The organism is uncultured Umboniibacter sp., assembly GCF_947497555.1.
Classification (GTDB): Bacteria; Pseudomonadota; Gammaproteobacteria; order Pseudomonadales; family DSM-25080; genus Umboniibacter.
On record NZ_CANMGY010000005.1, the window covers coordinates 133,954 to 152,078 of the forward strand.

Annotated in this window: 20 protein-coding genes; 4 read left to right on the forward strand and 16 right to left on the reverse strand. The window is 48.5% G+C overall.

What is annotated here, in order from left to right:
* Positions 1-39: 39 nt before the first annotated feature.
* The 9 genes from uvrC to Q0698_RS07780 form a co-directional block, all read right to left on the reverse strand.
* Positions 40-1,851 carry an excinuclease ABC subunit UvrC gene (uvrC, locus tag Q0698_RS07740; protein ID WP_298635414.1) on the reverse strand — a complete coding sequence of 604 codons (1,812 nt, stop codon included), beginning with the start codon at positions 1,849-1,851 and terminating at the stop codon, positions 40-42.
* Positions 1,844-2,488, reverse strand: a complete 645-nt coding sequence (locus Q0698_RS07745) for a response regulator transcription factor (protein WP_298635416.1) — start codon at positions 2,486-2,488, stop codon at positions 1,844-1,846. The genes uvrC and Q0698_RS07745 overlap by 8 nt, the downstream gene beginning before the upstream one ends.
* Before the next feature lie 72 nt (positions 2,489-2,560).
* A complete protein-coding gene (gene murB / locus Q0698_RS07750) occupies positions 2,561-3,583 on the reverse strand; it encodes a UDP-N-acetylmuramate dehydrogenase (protein WP_298635418.1) in 1,023 nt (340 codons plus the stop codon).
* Positions 3,580-4,026, reverse strand: a complete 447-nt coding sequence (locus tag Q0698_RS07755) for a low molecular weight protein-tyrosine-phosphatase (RefSeq protein ID WP_298635420.1) — start codon at positions 4,024-4,026, stop codon at positions 3,580-3,582. Before Q0698_RS07755 ends, murB begins: the two co-directional genes overlap by 4 nt.
* Positions 4,023-4,775 (reverse strand): 3-deoxy-manno-octulosonate cytidylyltransferase, encoded by a 753-nt coding sequence (kdsB, locus tag Q0698_RS07760; protein WP_298635423.1) that lies wholly within the window; start codon positions 4,773-4,775, stop codon positions 4,023-4,025. Before kdsB ends, Q0698_RS07755 begins: the two co-directional genes overlap by 4 nt.
* Positions 4,775-5,773, reverse strand: a complete 999-nt coding sequence (gene lpxK, locus Q0698_RS07765) for a tetraacyldisaccharide 4'-kinase (RefSeq protein ID WP_298635426.1) — start codon at positions 5,771-5,773, stop codon at positions 4,775-4,777. The genes kdsB and lpxK overlap by 1 nt, the downstream gene beginning before the upstream one ends.
* A complete protein-coding gene (locus Q0698_RS07770; protein ID WP_298635428.1) occupies positions 5,770-6,183 on the reverse strand; it encodes a biopolymer transporter ExbD in 414 nt (137 codons plus the stop codon). The genes lpxK and Q0698_RS07770 overlap by 4 nt, the downstream gene beginning before the upstream one ends.
* Positions 6,180-6,935 (reverse strand): MotA/TolQ/ExbB proton channel family protein, encoded by a 756-nt coding sequence (locus Q0698_RS07775; RefSeq protein WP_366140307.1) that lies wholly within the window; start codon positions 6,933-6,935, stop codon positions 6,180-6,182. The genes Q0698_RS07770 and Q0698_RS07775 overlap by 4 nt, the downstream gene beginning before the upstream one ends.
* A 10-nt stretch (positions 6,936-6,945) precedes the next feature.
* Entirely contained in the window at positions 6,946-8,961 is a 2,016-nt protein-coding gene (locus tag Q0698_RS07780; protein ID WP_298635430.1) for a ComEC/Rec2 family competence protein, read from the reverse strand.
* On the opposite strand from Q0698_RS07780, the gene Q0698_RS07785 reads away from it, so the two are divergent.
* Both Q0698_RS07785 and Q0698_RS07790 read left to right on the forward strand, forming a co-directional pair.
* A complete protein-coding gene (locus Q0698_RS07785) occupies positions 8,948-9,415 on the forward strand; it encodes an NAD(P)H-dependent oxidoreductase (RefSeq protein WP_298635433.1) in 468 nt (155 codons plus the stop codon). The genes Q0698_RS07780 and Q0698_RS07785 overlap by 14 nt on opposite strands.
* A gap of 110 nt (positions 9,416-9,525) precedes the next feature.
* On the forward strand, positions 9,526-10,041 hold the full coding sequence (locus Q0698_RS07790) for a DUF2062 domain-containing protein (RefSeq protein ID WP_298635436.1): 516 nt from the start codon (positions 9,526-9,528) through the stop codon (positions 10,039-10,041).
* Between the two features lie 29 nt (positions 10,042-10,070).
* On the opposite strand, the gene Q0698_RS07795 is transcribed toward Q0698_RS07790, so the two are convergent.
* Genes Q0698_RS07795 through Q0698_RS07805 form a run of 3 tightly spaced genes read right to left on the reverse strand, consistent with a single transcriptional unit; the run spans position 10,071 to position 13,181 of the window.
* Positions 10,071-11,294, reverse strand: coding sequence for an FtsX-like permease family protein (locus Q0698_RS07795; RefSeq protein ID WP_298635438.1), 1,224 nt, complete (start codon positions 11,292-11,294; stop codon positions 10,071-10,073).
* Positions 11,294-11,974: an ABC transporter ATP-binding protein gene (locus tag Q0698_RS07800; protein WP_298635440.1), complete on the reverse strand. Its 681-nt coding sequence runs from the start codon at positions 11,972-11,974 to the stop codon at positions 11,294-11,296. The genes Q0698_RS07795 and Q0698_RS07800 overlap by 1 nt, the downstream gene beginning before the upstream one ends.
* Complete coding sequence (locus Q0698_RS07805; RefSeq protein WP_298635443.1) at positions 11,967-13,181, reverse strand: ABC transporter permease; 1,215 nt, start codon at positions 13,179-13,181, stop codon at positions 11,967-11,969. The genes Q0698_RS07800 and Q0698_RS07805 overlap by 8 nt, the downstream gene beginning before the upstream one ends.
* Positions 13,182-13,266: 85 nt before the next feature.
* On the opposite strand from Q0698_RS07805, the gene Q0698_RS07810 reads away from it, so the two are divergent.
* Positions 13,267-13,551 (forward strand): hypothetical protein, encoded by a 285-nt coding sequence (locus Q0698_RS07810; protein ID WP_298635445.1) that lies wholly within the window; start codon positions 13,267-13,269, stop codon positions 13,549-13,551.
* Positions 13,544-14,209 (forward strand): glycerophosphodiester phosphodiesterase, encoded by a 666-nt coding sequence (locus tag Q0698_RS07815; protein WP_298635447.1) that lies wholly within the window; start codon positions 13,544-13,546, stop codon positions 14,207-14,209. The genes Q0698_RS07810 and Q0698_RS07815 overlap by 8 nt, the downstream gene beginning before the upstream one ends.
* Here Q0698_RS07815 and sthA read toward each other — a convergent pair.
* From sthA to nqrF, 4 genes are read right to left on the reverse strand one after another with little or no spacing between them, the layout of a single operon-like run.
* Positions 14,199-15,605 (reverse strand): Si-specific NAD(P)(+) transhydrogenase, encoded by a 1,407-nt coding sequence (gene sthA / locus Q0698_RS07820; RefSeq protein WP_298635449.1) that lies wholly within the window; start codon positions 15,603-15,605, stop codon positions 14,199-14,201. The genes Q0698_RS07815 and sthA overlap by 11 nt on opposite strands.
* A gap of 14 nt (positions 15,606-15,619) precedes the next feature.
* Positions 15,620-15,883, reverse strand: a complete 264-nt coding sequence (nqrM, locus tag Q0698_RS07825; protein WP_298635452.1) for a (Na+)-NQR maturation NqrM — start codon at positions 15,881-15,883, stop codon at positions 15,620-15,622.
* A 2-nt stretch (positions 15,884-15,885) separates the two neighbouring features.
* Positions 15,886-16,932 (reverse strand): FAD:protein FMN transferase, encoded by a 1,047-nt coding sequence (locus Q0698_RS07830; RefSeq protein WP_298635454.1) that lies wholly within the window; start codon positions 16,930-16,932, stop codon positions 15,886-15,888.
* A complete protein-coding gene (nqrF, locus tag Q0698_RS07835; RefSeq protein ID WP_298635457.1) occupies positions 16,889-18,121 on the reverse strand; it encodes an NADH:ubiquinone reductase (Na(+)-transporting) subunit F in 1,233 nt (410 codons plus the stop codon). Before nqrF ends, Q0698_RS07830 begins: the two co-directional genes overlap by 44 nt.
* Between the last annotated feature and the right edge of the window lie 4 nt (positions 18,122-18,125).

Genomic DNA, 18,125 nt, shown 5'->3' on the forward strand with positions numbered 1-18,125 from the left:
AAGAATTCTAATAAAAAGTGGGCTAATCGTACCTGAGCATCATGCGGGATGAAAGTGGTTATAAATCTTATCTGCTAGTTTTTGTGATATTCCGCTGACCCGCGATAAATCTTGCAGCGAAGCGCGTTCGATTTGTGCTACGCCACCAAAATGCCTTAGCAGCGCTTGTTTTTTAGCTGGACCGATTCCTTCAATGTTATCTAACCGAGATACAACACGCTTCTTATCACGGCGCTTACGGTGGTTCCTAACTGCATGATTATGGGCCTCATCGCGTACCTGTTGGATTAAATGTAGCGCAGGATCATGTGGCATCAAGTTGATCTCGGCTAACTCTCGACCTAGATACAAGGTTTCTAAACCGGCTTTGCGCGTGGGCCCCTTCGCTACGCCCAGTATACAAACACCCGAAATCGCAAGTTCATCCAAGACTTCAATGGCTTGCTTCATTTGACCCTTACCGCCATCAATGATGAGTAGATCAGGAAGCGAGCGCTGTTTTTCAATCGCGCTCTGGTAGCGCCGACTAAGCGCTTGCCGCATCGCTGCATAGTCATCACCTGCGGTGACATCCTTGATGTTATAAGCGCGATAAGCCTTCTTGTCCGCACCGTTTTCATCGAACACAACACAGGATGCAACGGTAGCTTCACCCGATGAATGAGAGATATCGAAACATTCAATATGATCAATACTCGGTTGCGCAATCGCCTCTCGTAACGCCATGAGCTTGCCGTAGAACACACGCTTACTAGCGAGCCGTTGTCCGATATTCTCCTCGGCAGAGCGAATCGCTAATTCTAGCCATTTAGCGCGATCACTTCGTACCTTAGTACTGATAGTAAATCGTCGCGACATCGATTCACTAATTGCAGCGCGAAGCGTGTCAGTGTTGGTTGGTTCAATGTTGACAATCAACTCGGCCGGCCTATCAGGACGATCATTGAGATAATAGTGAGCGACAAACTGCTCAAGAAGCCCCTCAGGAGTCTCATCTAAGCCGAGTTTAGGAAACCAACTCTGATTCGCTACAATGCGCCCACCTCGTACCTCAAGTTGTTGAATAATCGCGAGTCCAGCTCGGTAAATCACAGCTAAGACATCAACACTTCCATCACGATTGAAAACGCCCTGACGCTCCTGAATATGGCGAATAGCGCTAATTCGATCGCGACAGAGTGCAGCCTCTTCATATTCGAAGTTACGCGCATGCTGTTCCATCTCTTGCGCCAAGTGAGAAGTTAAGCTCTCGCTTCGACCTTCGAGCACGCCCACAGTGGCATCAACGTCCTCCTTGTACTCAGATTCGCTGATATAGCCAACGCACGGAGCCTTACACCGCTTTATCTGATACTGAAGGCAGGGTCTAGAGCGATTACTAAAGAACGTATCATCGCATTGACGCAATTGGAGTGCCTTTTGTAGATAATTCAAGCTATCTCGCACTGCTAAGCCACTGGTATACGGGCCAAACAATTTACCGTGCTTAGGGCGCTTCCCGCGTAACATTTGCAGTCTAGGAAACTGCTTATGAGTGGATAAATAGATAAAAGGGAATGATTTATCGTCGCGAAGGAGAATATTATACGGCGGGCGATGAGTCTTAATCAGGCTCTGCTCAAGTAATAGCGACTCCGTCTCGGAACTCACCACACTGACTTGAATGTCCGCTATTTTGCGGACTAATGCCATCGTTTTTAGGGGCTTGGGACTCGCGTTGAAATAGCTTGAAACCCGCTTTCGTAAATTCTTTGCCTTGCCAATGTATAGTAGTTTTTGTGCGCTGTCGTACATCATATACACGCCGGGCTGGCTTGTTAAACCCGCAAGGAAACGCTCAGATTCAAACATCTGTAACTGCGCTTGCATCGCGCTGACGATACTGATGGATTGCTAGAGCAAGCGCTACGTCGCTATTGACACAAAACTTCTCAAAGATGCGATAGCGGTAGGTATTGATGGTCTTAGGACTCAGTGACAATTGCTCAGCAATTTCACTCGCTTTTATGCCTTCTGCAATAAGTAGGCAAATTTGCCGCTCGCGAGCAGATAAATGCTCAAAGTAGTTCGTCCTATTGGTGCGATACCGTTCCTTAAGTCGACGCGATTCATCGCATAAGAATGAACCACCGCCCATGACAGTACGAATGGCTAGTTCAAGCCTGTCGCCACCAATGGATTTACTAATATAGCCCGCAGCGCCAGCTGCCAAGGCTGCGTCGATACAAAGTAAGTCTACCGAAGCGGACAACATAATCACCTGAGTAGCGGGCCTAATACGCTTAATACGTCGAGTTACTTCGATACCATCCAAGCCCGGCATGTTGACGTCCATTAACACTAAGTCGGGCTGATGTTGTTGAACCTGAATTAGCGCGTTATCGCCGCTAGCTGCCTCAAGAACAATGCCATCGAAAGCAAGAGCGCGTAGTAGATACTTCATTCCAGTTCGGACGAGTTCGTGATCATCAGCAATGAGTATTTTCATTCTATAGCGGCCAATTTATTGATAGATTCAGTGTAATTAGTTCAGCCAGCTTGCTCAACTAATTAATCACCGTTAGCCCAACAATTGCGGCTCACGCTCAAGTGTTATCCCGAATCGAGACGCAACGGTACGAATCACTTCCGTTTCCGCTCGGAGCAAATCTCGATAACTTCCACCCTTGGGATTAGTCATAACTAAAGCCTGAAGATGGTAGGGTTGGAAACCTCCTGCAAGTTCCGTTCCACGGAAACCACACTGGTCCATTAGCCAGGCTGCTGCGAATTTAACCTCTTGCCCTACGACCCAATGCGGCGCTTGAGGAAAGTTTTCGAGGAGCGAATCAGCTACGCTGCGAGCGACAATGGGGTTTTTGAAATAACTGCCACTATTAGGTAGTTCGGTTGGATTCGGCAATTTCGCCGAGCGAAGTTCAATGACACGCTCGGCCACACGACTAGCAGATAACGCTTCGCGGTCTGCCAGCACCGCTAACTCTGACAATCCTGCATAAGACAAAACAGGTTTGGCTATCTTAGAGAGCTCAAGTAATACCTGAAGAATCACAAAGCGGCCGCGATCGTTTCCTTTAAAGGTTGACTCACGATAACTTAACTCACATTCGGCTTTGCTTAGTGTTCGCTGAGTAAGCGTTTGTAGGTCAAATACTTCAACGGCGAGCAGGACATCGGCAATTTCTACTCCGTAGGCACCAATATTTTGCACAGGCGCTGCGCCAACCGCACCGGGAATCAGCGCTAAATTTTCAATTCCCCACCACCGGTTGTTAACCGTGTGTGCAACGAGTTGATGCCAATTTTCACCCGAGGCTACCCGCAAGATGACGGTATCCTGACTATCTTGAACAATCTCGATACCCTTCAGAGCAACTCGACAGGACAATCCGGAGACATGACTAACGGGAAGCGTGTTACTACCCTCGCCCAAAATATGGAGCGCTAACGCCTCCCGCTGAGCAAAGTCTATGGCCTCCGTGAGCTCGGCTACGGAGTGAACCGCGCAGTAATACTCGGCGATACTCGCGAGTGCCATGGTATTCAACTGCTTTAAATTAACGTTCGATTCGATCTCAATCATCGCTTCAGCTGTTCCCAAAGCCCCTCACATCCCGATACCACTTGATTGAAACATAGTTCGAAACCCTTCTCATCCTCGTAATAGGGATCCGTTACATCGCCGCGATGGGTACCACTAAACTCGAGTAGGCAACGGACCGGCGTGGTAGCTCCTGGAGGGCGAAGCTGCTCGATATCGCGCCGATTCTGTTCATCCATAGCAATGATCAGATCAAACTGTTCAAAATCTGCAGCCCCAAACTGACGCGCTCTCAAGTCCGAGGCATCAATACCATGACTAGCGAGAGTGGCCAACATACGAGCGTCCGGTGCCTTACCGATGTGCCATGAACCAGTTCCTGCTGAATCGAGGAATAGGCCCTCAGATGAAAACCTTGAACGATAAACCGCTTCGGCCGTCGGCGAGCGGCAAATATTTCCAAGGCACACAAACAGTATTTTCACTCGGGATGATCCTCAAACCATGATCTCACAGCAGCGAGATCTTCCGGCGTATCGACGCCTCCGGGCACTAACGCACAAGCTGGCTCAACGTGAATACGATGGCCATGATCCATAAATCGAAGTTGCTCGAGTTTCTCGGTTAACTCTAGCGGTACAGGTGCCCAGCTGACGAATTGATGTAAAACGTGCACGCGATAGGCGTAGATGCCAATGTGACGAAACGCTCCGCAATACGGCAACTGCTGAGCGTCATCACGTGGCCAAGGCATGGGCGCGCGCGAGAAATAGAGCGCGCGCTGCTGCTGATCCGCCACAACTTTGACCACGTTAGGATTTACAAAATCACCATATCGTTCAATCGGCTCACTCAACGTACTGACACTGACATCGCTATTCACGGCGCAATTCTTCGCGACTTGATGAATGACTGATGGTGGAATTAGGGGTTCGTCTCCTTGAACATTGACGATAACTTCTCCGTCCGCCCACTGCATAATTGCCGCAACCTCCTGCAATCGATCAGTGCCTGATTCATGATTGTCTCTTGTCATCACTACCTTTGCACCGAAGCTTTCGCAAACCTTTTGAATTCGCGGATCATCGGTTGCGATAACCACGTCTATGGCGCCCACTTTGCAGGCCTGTTGCCAGACTCGTTGAATCATGGGCAGACCACAGATATCAACTAAGGGCTTGCCGGGTAACCTTGAAGATGCGTAACGTGCTGGGATGACAATGTGAAAATTCATTAGCTAAACTCTTGTTGCTTATGATTAAGTAGAGCGTCTAGTTGTGTGTAAAAGTCGCTGCTCAACTCTGCCTTAATAGTAATATATAAACTTGATGCCGGTGCCATTGACGCCACTTTCACAGCATCTTTCTCGGTCATTAGCACCTGCGACTCGGCCTCATCAAAATCGAACGCTCGATAGGCATGGTGATCACCGAAACGGATGTGTTGATCCCACTCAATACCCAATGAATTAACCGTATCTTCGAAACGAGCTGGATTCCCAATGCCACTGACTAGCGTTACCCGGTTCGCTGGCTGTACTGCAACGCCGTTATCACGAACTGATCGTAATTCGCCCGGAGCAACCTTCATGGCAAATTCAGCATGATGAGCAATGGATTTTTCCGCGAGGATCTGCTCGCCGTGATTAACCACCGCAATGTCACAGCTGTCGAGCCGGCTCGCTGGCTCCCTTAAGGGGCCAACGGGAAGTAAGTGACCGTTACCCAGGCCTCTGTCGCCGTCTAGGACGCAAACCTCAATAGTCCGCACTAAACTATAGTGCTGCAAACCATCGTCAGCCAAAATAATATCGCACTCGCGTGAGGCTAATTCTGCAGCTTTCGCCCGTTGCGTACACAGGAATACAGCGGCGCCGCGACAAAGATGTATCAATGGCTCATCGCCAACTTCGGTCGCCGTATGATCGCTGTTAACTTTGACCACCTGTTGCCCAGAAAGAGCGCCGCCATAACCACGAGTGATCACACCTACGCGAAGATTTTTAGCCTGAAAATGCGCGATTAAAGAACCGATGAGGGGCGTCTTCCCCGTTCCGCCAACTGAAATATTACCGATAACGATAACCGGAACACCATTCACCAATCCCAACTGGCGCTGACTAAAACGCTTGGCAACGCGCTTCTCGACTAACCACGATAACGGGGTTAGTAATCGCAGCATACCTGGGGAACGTTGGTACCATTGATTAACAATAGATTGTTTTAGACTCATTCGCTTTCTTGGCTAGTGGCTAGATGCACTCTACTATAGCCTGATTTACCCACAGCATCGAGTACAGTGACCACCATCTGATGCGTTGCCATTTTATCAGCTTCAATTGCCACGGTTATTTGTGGACCCGTGAGACCTGTTTCCCGAAGCCCTCGAATGAGGGTTGCTGAATCCGAGTTAGGGAGAGCAATGCCATTAACGGTAATTAGCCCGGTGGCTTGGACAACGACGCGAATATCAGCCTCGGCTCGCTCAGCTTCGTTACTCGCTTGTGGTAAATCAACGGATAGCTCGCTTTCTGTTTTAAAAGTGGTCGTCACCATAAAAAAGATGAGCAGAAGGAACACCACATCAATTAGCGGTGTTAGATTGACACCCTCTTTCGTTTTGGAACGGCGCGCGAATTTCATGAGCTTTCCGCGCCTTTCTTAGCCGCCGATTTTTTAGCGGGAGTTCTTTTCGCAGGCGATTTTTTGACGGGCGCTTTTTTCTCGTCACTGATCGTGTTTGCCGAAGCGCGTTTAGTTGTAGTTCTTTGCACTGGCGTCTTTAACGAAGGCTGGGCGAACATTGCGTCCACAAATTTCACAGCCTCTTTTTCAAGGCTAACAGCAATCGACTCAACACGGCGACCGAAGTAACGGTCGAGCATGGTAGCAGGAATGGCAACACTGAGTCCTGCCGCTGTGGTAATCAGTGCCTTGCTAATGCCGCCAGCTAAGAGACTTGCATCACTGGTTCCTTCGGTCACGATGGCGGCGAATACATCAATCATACCTGTCACTGTGCCCAACAGACCGATTAGTGGAGCAATCGTGGCAATCACGCCGAGCGCGGTGAGAAAACGTTCCAAATCATGGAGAACCTGGCTTGCTGCGGCCTCCATACTTTCTTTAACGGTATCTCGACCATGCGACGCATTAGCAATACCCGCTGCTAAAATATGCCCTAACGGCGAACTGGTACGCAGATTCCTGAGCCTGTCATTACTCAGTTGGCCGCTATCTTTATATTGATGCCATACTTCAGCCGTTAAGTTTTTAGGCAAGATGTTCGCTGGAAGTAATGCCCAATAGCGCTCAAGCGCAATAGCTACTACCGCTATAGAACATAATACGAGTGGTAGCATGAGCCAGCCACCTGCCATTAAAATATCGTACACAAACTACCCCTTAATTCACCGAGACTTTGCAGTCCTTAGCGGAAATGAGTTCTAAACAACTTAATCGGATCAACTCAACGTCATCCACCTTAGAAAAGGTTATAGTGCCTACCTTAGCTGTGACAAGCGTTTTAACACCAAATTGTGATAATTTGTGAATTACTGTATTCGAAGGGTGACCAAATCGATTATCCTGCCCAGAAGAAATGATTGCGAATTTCGGCCTAACCTTACTCAATAACGCATACGATGTTGAGGTCGCGCTACCATGATGAGCCAGTACCGCAATATCGGCTGTCAAATTTGGCCACATTCTTAACATCGCTAGCTCATCGTTCAACCCCATGTCACCCAAAACTAAAACTCGCAAGCCGTCTAATTCGATCAACCAGGCGCAACTTGCACTGTTATTCCTAAGTAAGCGCTGCGAATAGCGAGGCCAGAGTACTAACGTTCTCGCGTTGCCTATTTGCCAACGCTGTCCGGCACTGCAGGATTGCAAGCCATTGAATCTCGTGGAAGGTCTTAGCTCACGCATTGCGGCAAGACCTCCTGCATGATCCGCATCGCTATGACTTAGAAAATAGTTAACGTGGCGAGGCTTTAGCGCCACCAATTGAGGCCAAATTGTTCGCTGCACCACCGCACCGAACTCAGTACTTCCGAAGCCCGTGTCATAAAGACTAAAATTAGCCTCAGATAGAACACTAACGGCACTCCCCTGGCCCACATCGTGAATTCTTAGCTGACTTAACTGAGAACTTGTGAACCAAGTGATAACGAGAAGAAAGCCCCCCAGTAACTTGAATGAGCCGGGACTTATAATGATCACATACACACTCAAGGCAAATAGCGCTAAGTACCAATCAGCGTTGATCGATAGCCATGGCGTTCCGGTAGATGGAAGCCATCTAATAATCAGTTCAAGCATCGCCTCGAGAAACTGAGATAGCTGCTCAAAAGGAAGAATTAGCGCCAATAGTGCAGACGGCACGACCAAGCCCCATAACGGTACCAAAATAAGATTTGTAGCGAATGATTGAAAAGGATTAGTGGGGAGCTGACTGATCCCTGCCGACAGTAAACTTATCGATAACTGTGCGGCACTGACTTTAGTCACCCCACCACCCTTTGCCCCAACGTAGAGGGTTAAAATGCAGAGCACAGCACTAAATGAATACCAAAATCCGGGTCGCCAAATCAGCTGAGGGGCCCATAACAACATTGACAGTGCTACCGCAGTTAAGATCGCGTAACGGTTAAATATTCGAGCTGACCACCAGGTGATCGCCGCGAAGAGAATCATTAACCAAACTCGGCCCACTGCTACTCCCCATGCCACCCAGATTAGATAGCAACAAATAGCTAGCAGGCTCAATTTCCGCGCGGTATAAAGTCCCACGACGCGTCTCGATAGCCAGCTTATGGCGAGATAGATGACGCCAATATGGAGACCACTGACCACGAATAAATGTAGCGTTCCAGTGCGCCTAAGCTGCTCAACTTCATTAGCGTTAAGCAGCCTAAAATGCCCCTGAACTAATGCCCTAAGTCGAGGAAACTTGGCTTCAGAAACTGCGCTTTGCAGCACTGAGCAATCGATCTCAAAATTATCTGAGTAAGCATGTGGGACCAGCTGTTGTTGACGCTGGGAGCGATTGCCGTAATCTTCAGGAGCTGGGCGGTACCGCCAACTTACTTGGCCGCTGAAAAGGCAGTTGGGCTCAATCTGAGCATGTTGATCAATCCGAATACGAAGATCCTGCTCGTGAAAACTAAGCTGCTGAGAAAAGCCCCCTTTGTTGACCTCAGAGACCGTAGCGTCGATACTTTGATGGCGACCTGAATAGTCAAAATAGTAGTGACCAAGAAAAGCACAGGTCAGCATAATAACTAGGCCCGCATGCCGACGCGACACGAATAGTATCGCTATAATCAAGCAGCCATAGAACCACCCAGTTAGGGCGACATAATTTGCCAACATCCACACCAGCAGTAAGAGAACGAGCACAATGATGACTAGCATTAAAACGCTCCTACTTGTTAAACACAGTAAGACGGGTAATACGCAACTGCTTTGTGACGCCTTTCTTGAGGGAGCTAGACGTGTCTCCAATATTCGGGTTCGTATCGTTGATGCTCTTCACGGTGTTCCATCGGATCTCATGGAGTGTTCGGCACTCGTTCTAGCAACACCCGAAAACTTCGGCACTATGTCTGGCGGAATGAAACACTTCTTCGACCAAACCTATTATGAAGTCGAAGCGTTACAACTAGCACTACCCTATCAGTTAATAATTAGCGCAGGTAACGACGGAACGGGAGCGGAGAGAGAAATGCAACGTATTCTTACAGGATATAAATTTCGGCAGATTGGCACCGCTCTTATCGTTCGCGGAAGACCGTTAGGTCCTGACCTTGACGCAGCGGAAGAACTGGGAGAATCCGTAGCAACCGCCCTGGAATTAGGTATTATTTGAGTACTTTTTATTCAGTGCGAAATAATTCCTAAGCTTTCCCTGCCTTTTAATAGATTTTTCGCCTAATCGGGCACATAATTAGGCGACCTAATTTGATAGCACAACCTTAGATGCCCAAAAACTTCTTTAAAAAGATCATCCCTGACCCTCAGTATCTTCGTGAGCATAAAGGCTTGTCGTGGATTCAGCATTGGTTAGCGGATGGTAGCCTATGGCATCTAAACCGCCGTTCGGTTTCTCGAGCGGTATTTATAGGTATCTTTTGTAGTTTTCTACCAATCCCATTTCAGATGCTAGCCGCTGCAGCGTTAGCGGTGTTGCTTAGCGCAAATATTGCCTTATCCGTCGTTCTTGTCTGGATAAGTAACCCTGTCACCATGCCATTCCTCTTTTACGGCTCGTATCGTGTTGGCTTATTACTGCTTGGACAGCCGCCTATTCCTATGCCAGATGAACTGTCGTTAGAATGGCTAGGTGAGCAACTCTCAACATCTTGGCTTCCCTTCCTAATTGGCTGTATAAGCTGCGGTTGCTTCTTTGGTGGGATTGGTTGGTCGGTTGCCAGAGGCTTCTGGCGTTTTCACGTAATCCGAGCCTGGAAAAATCGCCATAAAAACAGAAAATAGCGTCCTGTCCTCAATTTAAAATCTCAAGTTCAAATCTCAAGTTGTAAAACTTTGGCTGGGTCTACTTTGGATGCGCGCCAAGCGGGAAAGACTGATACGAGCGAACTCGCCAAGATTGCCGAACCTGCCACTAACCCAATCGTATCAATAGTCAGAAATACCGGAATGAAATCAACAGGATATACGTCTGAGCTGAGTAACGATGCGCCGGTAAACAGTTCGATCGCCTCACCTAACCATGGCAGCGCGAGGCACACCATGACCCCAGCAATGACGCCTTTTAAAGCCGCATTAACGCCCACCATAAATCCCTGACTCACGAAAATTCGCATGATGGCAAACCGAGAAGCCCCCATAGAGCGAAGAATGGCGATATCGGATTTCTTTTCAATGACAACCATTGTCAACGTGGTCACTACATTGAAGACCGCTGCGAGGATAATCAGCAGTAATAATAGATTAATCATCTGTTTTGATGTTTGTATAGCGAACGATAACTGGCGAAATTGGCGCTGCCAACTTTTTGAGGTATAGCCACCACCCATACTCTCAGCAATGAGCAGGCCCGTCATATCGGCGCGGTAAAGATCCGTGAGCTTAAGTTTGATTCCGTCAACGCGGGTTCGCTTAAGCCAAGACAATGCGGAATCAATAGTCGTGATCGCCAGCACATGATCAAGCTCAGTCCCTGAGGCTATAACCGCCACCACCTTTAAGCTCCGAATGGTGGACTGACTGCCATCGGTACTCCCGGGAATCATTAAAGTTAAGGATTGCCCCACGGTTAGATTAAGTTCTTCAGCAATCGCCGAGCCTAATGCAATGGAGTCATCCCTTACTAGATCAGAAAGACTCCCCGACGCGACGAATTCAGCGATTGGACTAAATTGCATTTCCGATTCTAGCTCAATAGCTGAAAGGATACCGGGGGCAACCTGCGTTCCGCTCTTAAAAAGGACTGACTGATTAATATAGGGTGCTGCCGAAGTGACTTCCGGCAGTGCTTCGAGGTTGGCAATCGCTTGAGGCCAGTCACCGACTCCGCCATAACGGCTCAGCTCAACATGTGGCACTAGATTTAAGATCCGTTCCTCAAGCTCTCGCTCAAAGCCATCAATGACGGCAATCACTACCACTAAGATTGCCACCGATAACGCGAGTCCCTTCCCCGCTAAACTCGAAATAAACCCAATCAGTGAACCCTGCTGAGTCACCTTGGAATAGCGTTGACCGATATCAAAACTGACGCGCATTATTCGCCCTCTAGTCTACCGTCATTGAGCGTCATCACCCTATCGGCATAGGCTGCGAAACTCGGATCGTGAGTCACAATAACGAAGGCTGTCGCCGCAGATTGACTTAATTCCCGAATGAGATCTCTGACTTCTGACGCCGTCTCTACATCTAAGTTACCGGTAGGTTCGTCCATCAGAACTACTGCGGGGTTATTTGCCAAACCTCTAGCAATGGCGACACGCTGCCTTTCACCCCCGGAGAGTTCATTGGGTCGATGCTTCGCCCGTTCCAATAAGCCAACTTTTTCCAGTAGTTCAAGTGCTCGCGTGCGCGCTTCGGATCTGCTCACACCCGCAATTCGGAGCGGCATTGCAACGTTCTCAACCGCACTAAACTCTGGCAATAAGTGATGGAATTGATAAACAAAGCCAAGTGACTGATTACGAACACGATCACGCTCACGCTCGCCAGTTTTTTGCCAACAACACCCCGCGAGAGTCACTTCACCGCTGTCTGGATGGTCAAGTCCCGCTAATAGATTCAGCAACGTTGATTTACCACTCCCGGAACGGCCAACAATGGCAACCATTTCACCTTCACCAACCGTGATATCCAAGTTACGAAGTATTGGGAGGGTATTTTGCCCTTGCTGATAGGACTTACTGATGGCGCTTGCCGACAACATGACTTTACTCATAATTCAACGCTTCCGCTGGTTCAATAGTTAGGGCTTTCTTGACGGGATGCCAAATCGCTAGCGCGGCGATCAACGCGGTAGCAACATTCACAAGAACAACGTCACGCCAGTCAAGAGAAGTCGGCAGATAGTTAACGTAATAGATGCTGGGGTCAAAGAGGTAAATTCCCAAAGTCTCCTGAATCCAATTACTGAATTCTCGGAAATATAAGCTTAAAAGAACCCCAATCGTTGAACCAACTAGGATCCCCGCCCCACCAATGATGATTCCTTGATATGCAAAAATTCGGCCCGCTGCTCTTCGAGATAAACCCTGTGTTCTCATTACTGCTATGCCCTTACGTTTATTCAATACTTGCATCGACAAGGCTGCAATAACGTTAAATGCCGCTACGGCTACGATCGCTAACAGGACGAATGAGGTAACACGTTTTTCCATTGCAATGGCGGCGAACAGCGCTTGGTGCTTATCCTGCCAAGACTGTATTTTATTGACATCCTTCCTTAGCTCAAGGCGCGCAATAAGGGGGGCAAGGTCGAAGGCCCGGGTAGTTCGAACAGCTAACTCGGATTGGTAATGACTACCGCGCATTAATAACTCGCCGATTCGGAGTGGGATAAAGACCTGAGCCGAGTCTGTATCTGAGCTTGAACTGTAGAGACCAACAATTCGCAGTGACTTACTTCTGGGAAACAGTCCAGCCGGGGTTGAGATAAAGCTAGGTAGAAGAAGGTTCAGCGAATCGCCGACATCAAGGCGCCAACGACGTGCCTGTAGTTGACTCACCACAATATTGAAACGGTCGTCTTGGTCCAGCCACCTACCCGCCACCAGGTACGAATCCATGGGCACTACGTGGATATATTTGTTGGCTATGACAGCGTTAACTTCTACGCCTTGAAGTTGCGACGCAGACTGCCCTATCGCAGTAAAACGGAGAACCGGCGCGGTGGCCAGCACATCAACCTCGCTAAAATCTTCGAGGGTACTAGAATCTAGCGCCACATAAAGGTGCGGTTCCGCAGCAACTACCCGAGTACGAATCTCATCTGAGAAGCCATTCAATACCGACATCACGGTGATTAGGCTACAAACACCCAAAGCTATTCCCAGTACCGAGGTAAGCGTAATAAATGAAGCAAACCAGCCTGCGTGTTTAGCGCGGAGGAATCGCCAGGCAACCGAAAGCAGAAATCTCTGCGTCATGTTTCACAATATCCAATAGCAGTAACTGAGTGTTAATTATCTACATGATACACTGCTAGACTGAATTCACACTATGGAAAATACTATGAAACTCGCTGTTGTTTGTATATTGCTTAGTCTCACCTCAATAACCTCTGTCACGTTTGCGGAAGATATTAAAGTTCCTGTGGTTCAAGAAACCGATACTGATCTTACGCTCCCTTCTCGCGGACAGACACAATTGGAGGTGTTATCTGAGTTTGGCGAGCCCACGAGCGAGTCTGTGCCCATTGGGGAACCTGCTATCAGCAGGTGGCACTACGAACAATTCATTGTCGTATTTGAGGAGCATCGGGTTTTGAGTACAGTTAGTGAGGTAGAAAGTGACTGAGATACTCGGACATCGAGGTTGCCGCAAACGCTTTCATGATAATACCATGGAGGCCTTTTGGGCCGCCTACCAGTATGGATGCGACGGGATCGAGCTTGACGCTCGCCCCACCTCCGACGGCCGTCTCGCGCTCTATCACGATGCAAAATTACGGGCGAGAACGGTCTACCAAACCAGTAGTACGGAGATAGCTTCGGCAGATTCAAGAATTCTATTCGATGATAAACTCGCTGAGTTGCCGCCCTATCCAGGTATGATTCAGCTAGAGTTGAAACCCGCCCCCGTTCACATCTGGCGCCACCACATCAGATTAATTTCCGCCTTTGCCACTAACAATCCTAATGTCGTAGTAACTTCGTTCGATAGGCAGCTACTGACGCTGATAAATCGTGATCATCCTGAGCTGAGACGAGGGCTTCTCGTCGACAAATTGGACTGCAATCCAGTTGGGCTTGCTTGGGGATTGGGTTGCGAACTGATCGCTGTGCGTGACAATAGCATTAACCTCAGTCTTTTAAGGAAAGCCAAAGCATACGGTTTAGCGGTTAGCGTTTGGACGGTAAATAGCCTGAAACGGGCTAAATACCTAAAGACTTTAGGGGTCGACCAAATAATCACTGACCGCCCCTGGGCTTTCTGCCCGCAACTTAGTCGTTAAGACGACCAACTCGCTCCAATCCTTCTAACGCTGCAACACGATAGGCCTCAGCCATTGTGGGATAATTGAAGGTAGAATTTACGAAGTATTCGATACTGTTGTTATCACCCGGTTGATTCATTACCGCTTGGCCAATATGGATAATCTCCGACGACTCTGGACCAAAACTATGCACGCCCAAGATCTCCAGCGTATCGACATGGAATAAGAGCTTCAGCATACCCACTTCGTCACCAGTAATTTGAGCACGGGCGATATTCTTAAAGAACGCCCTACCCACTTCATACGGAATCCGTGCCGCGGTTAACTCACTCTCCGTCTTACCGATTGAGCTAATCTCCGGCAACGTATAAATCCCTGTTGGAACATCGTTTACGAAACGTACTTGCTCTCCACCCAACATTGCCGCAGCCGCTGAACGACCTTGATCGTAGGCCGCTGACGCCAAGGCTGGCCAACCAATTACATCACCTGCGCCATAAATATTATCAACCTCGGTGCAGTAACTTTCATCGACTGAAATTTGCCCACGATGATTAGCCTTCAAGCCAACGGCTTCAAGATTAAGATTAATGGTATTACCAGTTCTGCCGTTACAGAACAGGATAGCATCCCCCCTAAGTCGCTTGCCGGACGCTAGAAAAAGCGTCACGCCGTCATCAGTAACCTCAAGCCGCTCTTCTTCTTCATTATGACGAACGTTTACGCCCATATCGCGCAGATGATAGCCAAGCGCATCAGAGATTTCGTCATCGAGGAATTCGAGGAGGCTTGATCGAGTATTAATAAGATCGACGTGAACACCCAATCCCGCAAAAATACTGGCGTACTCGCACCCAATAACGCCAGCACCATAGACGATTAGCGTCTTCGGAGTGTTGTTTAGGTGCAGAATTGAGTCTGAACAAAATACTCTTGGGTGGTTGAAGTCCATATGCGCTGGATGATAGGGGCGCGAGCCTGTCGCAATAAGGAAATTCTTCGCGGTAATTTTTTCCTCGATTCCTGACTCGCCTAAGACGTCAACGGTATTGCCATCAACAAATGAAGCCACGCCCGTAATGACTTTAACGCCATTACGCGCCAGCATCTCAGTACGAAGCTTCACCTGCTTGCGAATCACACGCTCGGCCTGCTTTAGCACCTTCGGGTAACCGAATATTTGCGGTGCGTCGACATCTCGGAACATAGGTAGAGTATTGAACTGAATAATACGACGTACTGCTTGTCTGAGCGCCTTAGAGGGAATGGTTCCTTTGTGGGTACAGTTCCCCCCCACGAAATGCTGTTCTTCGATCATGCAAACACGCTGATCCAGCTTTGCGGCGTGCAAGGCAGCACCCTCTCCAGCTGGACCGGAACCGATAATAAGTAGATCGTAATCGTACGAAGGCATAAATTACTCCGTTGTTATTTTTTTGTAGCGTCGTTAAAAAGTGGCTGTAAGGTACCGCCTACCGCTAGCACATCCTGCTTCGCAGCTTTCTTCTTACGTTGTTTCTCTTCGTCACAAAGCGTGTCATTACCACCACAGATGTCGCAATCTTCTTTCATCCCGATAGTATTAAGACCACCGCAAGAACCAGCAATGGGCTTATTTCCAAGTATAACGCCCACGGCCATTGCGCCGACTAAAACTGCAAAAATTACAACGCTCAAAAGGATAGTTATCATGATTACTGCTCCGTTAACTCTGTAAATAAGGGCGAAGCTAAAGTTTGTAACTCACCAGCTTCCGCATAAATAAACAACGCAGCTAAATCCAAGTCTGTGGCAATCTTAATTCCTGCCTCAACACCCGCTGAGTTTAGCGCGGTCGCCCAAGCATCCGCTTCCATCGCTGTTGGTGCCAACACGGTGACCGATAGTGTGTTGTGCTGGATTGGAAAACCCGTCTGGGGGCTAATAGTGTGGCCGTAGCGCTGCTCGCCTTCGATAAAAAAGTTACGATAGTCACCCGATGTTGCAAGACCAGAAGAATCCAACGCCACCGCAACAACAGGAGCTCCAACTTCTAGACTAGGACGCTCCACTCCAATCGTCCATATTCTACCATGCTCATTATAACCTTTAGCGAATACTTCGCCGCCAATTTCCACCATATAGTGGGAATAACCTAGCTTTTCCAGCTCATGGGACACCAAATCAACCCCATAACCCTTCGCAATCGATGAAAGATCGATATACATGCCTGCTGGGCGAGTTAGGTGCTGGTTATCCAGTGAAACCTGATCACAACCCACTCGCGAAAGCGCTTCACTAATCTGTAACGCAGTGGGCGAGTCTTCACCACGCCTTGAAGGGCCAAAACCCCAGAGATTAACTAATGGACCAATGGTTACATCGTAATGACTAGGAGCTTGTGCACAGATACTAAGTGCCGTGTCCAACACATTGGACAATGCTACGGAAGTCGAAAAAGTTGTTAGTTCACTGCGATTGATGCGTGATAACTCTGAATCCGATTGGTAGGTAGACATAGCATCGTTCACCGAAATCAGGACGCCATCAATCTGTTGCTTCAGCCATTGGCGATCAACCACTTCGTCACTCACGACGGTAATGTGATACGTAGTACCCATTGTTGCACCGTCAATAAAGGTAGAACTCGGGCCGGAATCACAGCCATACACAACCAAAAACAGGGCCAAAAGCCCTGTTTTTACTAAGCGATTAAGCTTAACCACCGAAGTCATCCAACATGATGTTTTCGTCTTCAACACCAAGATTCTTCAGCATGGTAATAACCGCTGCGTTCATCATTGGTGGACCACACATGTAGAACTCACAATCTTCTGGTGCTTCGTGCTCTTTCAAATAGTTCTCAAGGAGAACATTGTGAATGAACCCAGTAGCACCTTCCCAATTGTCCTCTGGCTGAGGATCAGACATCGCCAGCGTCCAAGTAAAGTTTTCATTCTCTGCAGCAAGCGTATCGAACTCGTCCATGTAGAACGCTTCACGTAAGGAACGCGCACCGTACCAGAAAGAAATCTTACGCTTAGACTGCAAACGCTTGAGCTGGTCGAAGATATGAGAACGCATTGGCGCCATACCTGCACCACCGCCAACGAAAACCATCTCAGCATCGGTATCTTTCGCAAAGAACTCGCCAAATGGACCGTAAACAGTAACTTTGTCGCCGGGGGTTAGACTGAAAACCCATGAAGACATAATACCTGGAGTCAGCGCTAGATTGTTCGGCGGCGGTGTCGCACAACGAATGTTGAACTTGACCACGCCCTTCTCTTCGGGATAGTTAGCCATCGAGTAAGCACGAATTGTGGTCTCTTTCACATCCGAAACAACATCGAAGAAGCCGAAACGTTCCCAGTCACCACGATATTCCTCTTGGATATCGAAGTCGCTGTATTTAACCGTATGCGGAGGACACTCTAGCTGAACGTAACCGCCAGCTCGGAAATCAACGTTTTCACCTTCAGGAAGCTTAAGCGTTAGCTCTTTAATGAAGGTTGCTACGTTCGGGTTTGACTCAACAGTACATTCCCACTTCTTAACACCGAAGACCTCTTCAGGTACTTCGACTTTCATATCCTGCTTAACGTTAACCTGACAGCTTAGACGCCAGCCTTCTTTCGCCTCGCGACGAGTGAAGTGAGGCTCCTCAGTGGGCAACAAATCGCCGCCGCCACTGAAGATCTTACAGGTACACTGCGCACAGCTACCACCGCCGCCACAGGCAGACGATAGGAAAACGTTGTTCGCTGCCAGCGTTTGCAACAATTTGCCGCCTGCTGGCACAACAATGTCACGCTCGCCGTTGACGTTGATTGTCACGTCACCGGAATTCACTAACTTAGAACGCGCACTTAGAATTACAACAACCAACGCCAAGACGATGACGAGGAACATTGCGACCCCAATGACGATGGTCATACTAGAAATACTCATTACA